Annotated in this window: 3 protein-coding genes; all 3 read right to left on the minus strand. The window is 71.8% G+C overall.

Annotated elements, in window-relative coordinates; translation table 11 throughout:
• The coding region (locus ABZ281_RS40220; protein WP_356662929.1) for an aldehyde dehydrogenase family protein at window positions 1-257 on the minus strand (257 nt) is incomplete at its 3' end.
• Window positions 254-3,121 carry an FAD-binding and (Fe-S)-binding domain-containing protein gene (locus ABZ281_RS40225; protein WP_356662930.1) on the minus strand — a complete coding sequence of 956 codons (2,868 nt, stop codon included), beginning with the start codon at window positions 3,119-3,121 and terminating at the stop codon, window positions 254-256. The genes ABZ281_RS40220 and ABZ281_RS40225, both read right to left, overlap by 4 nt.
• The coding region (locus ABZ281_RS40230; RefSeq protein ID WP_356662931.1) for an aminotransferase class III-fold pyridoxal phosphate-dependent enzyme at window positions 3,118-4,217 on the minus strand (1,100 nt) is incomplete at its 5' end. The genes ABZ281_RS40230 and ABZ281_RS40225, both read right to left, overlap by 4 nt.

A 4,217-nucleotide genomic window follows, 5' to 3' on the forward strand; every position in this document is an offset into this window, starting at 1 on the left:
GCCAGCTCGTCGGTGCGCTCCAGGATGAGCTCGTGCGCCCGGCGCAGGATCTCACTGCGCGCCCGGGGCGCGGTGCGGGCCCACTCCGGCTGTGCCTGGACAGCCGCCTCCTCTGCGAGCCGGGCATCCTTCGGGCCGGCGTCGGCGACGTGGCAGAGGATCTCACCGGTGGCGGGGTCGTCGACGGGCATGGTGGCACCGTCCGCGGCGTCCACCCAGGCACCGCCGATGAACAACTGAGTCAGTACCTCGGTCATGTCGTCTCTCCTGGTTGATCGGGGGCGGGGTCGAGGAGTTCGGCGAGGTGCAGGGCGCGGATGTCCTGGTCGCCGGCGAGATGGTCGATCTGGGTGGCACAGCTGAAGCCGTCGGCGACGACGGGGCGTCCGTCGAGTTGGTCGAGGCGGGGTGTGAGGGCGAGGTCGGCTACGGCGAGGGAGGTGTCGTAGTGCTCGGCTTCGAAGCCGAAGTTGCCGGCGAGTCCGCAGCAGCCCTCGGCCTCGTCGACCGTGTCCACGCCCAGGCGGCGCAGGAGGTCGGCGGGGCGGCGGTCCGTGAAGGTGGCGTACTCGTGGCAGTGGGTCTGCAGGACGACGGTCGCGGGCAGGGGTGGTGGGGTCCAGCCCTGATCGGCCAGGTCCGTGAGCGCGCCGGTGAAGGTGCGGACGCGGCCGGCGACGCGTTGGGCGGCCTCGGTGCCGAGGAGTTCCGGTACGTCGCGTTTGAGGGCGGCGGCGCAGCTGGGTTCGGCCACGATGATGGGCCGGGTGTCGCCGTTGTCCAGGGCGGTGACGGTGCGGGCCATGATCTGGCGGGCGACGGAGAGTTGGCCCGTGCTGACCCAGGTCAGCCCGCAGCACAGGCCATCCTGCGGCGTGCAGGGGATGCCGGCGTCGGCCAGGACCCGGCTCGCCGCTCCGGCTACCTGCGGGCGGAAGGCGCGGGTGAAGCTGTCCACGAACAGAAGGGCTTTCGCCGGCTCGGCCGGCTTTGCCGCGCGGAGGGTTTTGCGCAGGGCGCGGCGGGAGGCGAAGGCGGGGATCCTGCGCTGGGTGGTGACGCCGCCCAGGCGGGCGAGGAGTGTGCCGAACGGCCCGCGCAGCAGGGCGTTGACGGGGCGGGCGGCGTATCCGGCCAGGGCGGAGGTCAGCGGCAGCCAACCCAGGGAGTAGTGGGAACGGGGCCGGACCCTGCCCTTGTAGTGCTGGTGGAGGAACTCGGCCTTGTAGGTGGCCATGTCGACACCGACCGGGCAGTCGCTGGAGCAGGCCTTGCACGACAGGCACAGATCCAGCGCGTCGCGCACTTCGGTGGAGCGCCAGCCCTGTGTGACAGTCTCGCCGCGGACCATTTCCTGGAGCATGCGGGCCCGCCCGCGCGTGGAGTCGTTCTCCTCGCCGGTGGCCCTGTAGCTGGGGCACATCACCCCGCCGGCGTCGCTGCGGCAGCGGCCCACCCCGACACACCGGCGCACCGCACCGGCGAAGCCGTCCTCGTCGTGGGGGAAGCCGAACGTCGTTTCCACCAGCGGCAGTTCACGCAACGCCAGGTCGGCATCCAGCGGGGCGGGGTCGACGATGACACCGGGGTTGAGCAGCCCGTCGGGGTCGAAGACCTCCTTGAACGCGGCGAACGCGGCGATCATGCGGTGGCTGTACATCACGCCGAGCAGCTCACTGCGGGCGCGTCCGTCACCATGCTCACCAGAGAGGGTCCCGCCGTGCTCGACCACCAGCGCGGCGGCCTCGGTGAGGAACTGCCGCATCACGGCCCGGCCGGTGTCGGTGACCATGTCGAAGTCGATACGCACATGCACACAGCCCGCACCGAAGTGCCCGTACAGCACACCGGTCAACTGGTGGGCGGCGAGCAGCTTGCGAAACCGGCGCAGGTAGGCGGCCAGATTCTCCGGCGCGACGGCGGCGTCCTCCCACCCGGGCCAGGACTCCCCGCCGTCCACCAGCCGGGCGGCGAGTCCGGCCCCGTCCTCACGCACCCGCCACAACGACCGCCGCTCCGCCGGACTCTCCACCACCCGGCCACCGGTCAACCGCCCCAACGCTTTGAGCGCGTCGAGCAGCGCGGCGGCACGGGCGTTCACCTCGGCCGGGTCGTCGCCTTCAAGCTCCACATACAGCCACGCGTGGCCTTCGGGCAGGCCGGTGACCGAATCAGGGCCGCGGCGAGCACGCATGGTGGCGACGATCGCCTCGTCCATGCCCTCCACCGCACTGGGCGAGAACCGCAGGATCTCCGGCACGTCCTCGGCCGCCGCGACCACATCGTCGTAGCCCAGCGTGAGAAGGGTGGAGGCCTGTGCGGTCGCCACCAGGCGGACCGTCGCTGCGGTGACCACCGCACAGGAGCCTTCAGAGCCCACCAGAGCACGCGCCACATCGAAGCCGTTCTCCGGCAGCAAATGGTGGAGCTGATAGCCCGAGACCTGACGCGGGATACGCCCCAACTCCGTCCGGATCAACGCCAGATTCTCACCGACCAGACGCCTCAGGTCCGCCTCCAGACGGGCAACGGAAGCACCCTCGCGAGGATCGACCGGATGCAGCCCACGCCGGTCGGCGACGGCCCGCACGCCGTCCGCCGTCACGATCTCCAGCGCCACCACATGCCCGCTGGTGCGCCCGTCACGCACCGACCGGTTCCCGCACGCATCGTTGCCGATCATCCCGCCCAGCGTGCACCGGCTGTGCGAGGAGGGATCCGGACCGAAATCCAGACCATGCAGGGCAGCCGCGCTGCGCAGCGTGTCCAGGACCACACCGGCCTCGACCCGCGCCGTGCGCGCCGCGACGTCGATGTCCAGGACCCGGTTCATGTACCGGGAGAAATCCAGCACCACCCCCGGCCCCACCGCATTGCCGGCCATGCTCGTGCCCCCGCCCCGGGCGGTGACCGGCACGCCCGCCTCACGGCAGGCCCGCACCACACCGACCACATCCTCGGCGGTACGCGGGAAGACCACCGCCCGCGGCGGCACACGGTAGTTGGACGCGTCATAGGCGTAGGGGCCGGTGGCCCCAGGACCGGACTCCACCCGCAGACCGGGCGCCAGATCGGCGAGCCGGGCCACAAGACCCGCCAAGTCGCGGGAGGCGGTGGTCATCGGCCCGACGCTCCCGACGTGCCGGACTCGACCGCGTTCGCCCAGGCCTGGAGACCCTCGTCGACGCCCGTCTCGTCGATGACGAGCGCCGGGATCATGCGGACGACCTGGTTCCAGGCGCCGCACAGCAGCAGGAGCAGGCCCTCGTCGATGGCGGCGCGCTGGACGCGGGCGGCGGTCTCCGGGTCGGGGCTGCCGTCCTCGGTGACGAACTCGGTGGCGAGCATGAGGCCGAGGCCGCGGACGTCGCCGATGCCCGGGGCCCGGTCGGCGACGGCCTCCAGGCCCTGGCGGAGCCGCTTGCCCATCGCCTCGGCGTTCTCCACGAGCTTCTCGTCGCGTACGACGTCCAGCGTCGCGCAGGCGGCGGCGCAGGCGACGGCGTTGGCGCCGTACGTGCCGCCCTGCGAACCGGGCCAGGCCTTTGTCATCAGTTCCTCGGAGGCGGCGATGCCGGAGAGCGGGAAGCCGCTGGCCAGGCCCTTGGCGGTGACGAGGATGTCGGGGGTGACGCCGAAGTGGTCATGGCCCCAGAAGCGGCCGGTGCGGCCGACGCCGGTCTGCACCTCGTCGAGGATCAGCAGGAAGCCGTGCCGGTCCGCCCGCTCGCGCATGCCTTCCATGAAGGCGCGGTTCGCGGGGACATAGCCGCCCTCGCCGAGGACCGGCTCGACGATGATCGCCGCCGTGTCGGCCGGCGAGGAGATCGTCTGGAGGGTGTAGTCGAGTTCCTTCAGGGCGAAACGGGTCGCGGTCTCCTCGTCCCAGCCGTAGCGGTAGGCCGTCGGGAAGGGGGTGACGACCACGCCGCTCATCAGCGGGGAGAAGCCGGACCGGAAGCGGATGCCGGAGGTGGTCATGGAGGCGGCGGCGACCGTGCGGCCGTGGAAGCCGCCGTGACAGACGATGACGTTCGGCCGGCCGGTCGCCTGGCGGGCCAGCCGCAGCGCCGACTCTACGGCCTCGCTGCCGGAGTTGGTGAAGAACAGGCTGTCCAGGCCGGCCGGCAGCACCTCGCCCAGCTTCTCGACGAGGCGGCGCAGCGGCTGGTGCATGACGGTCGTGTACTGACCGTGGATCAGCGTGCCCACTTGCT

Source organism: Streptomyces sp. NPDC006265 (genome assembly GCF_040613555.1).
Classification (GTDB): Bacteria; Actinomycetota; Actinomycetes; order Streptomycetales; family Streptomycetaceae; genus Streptomyces.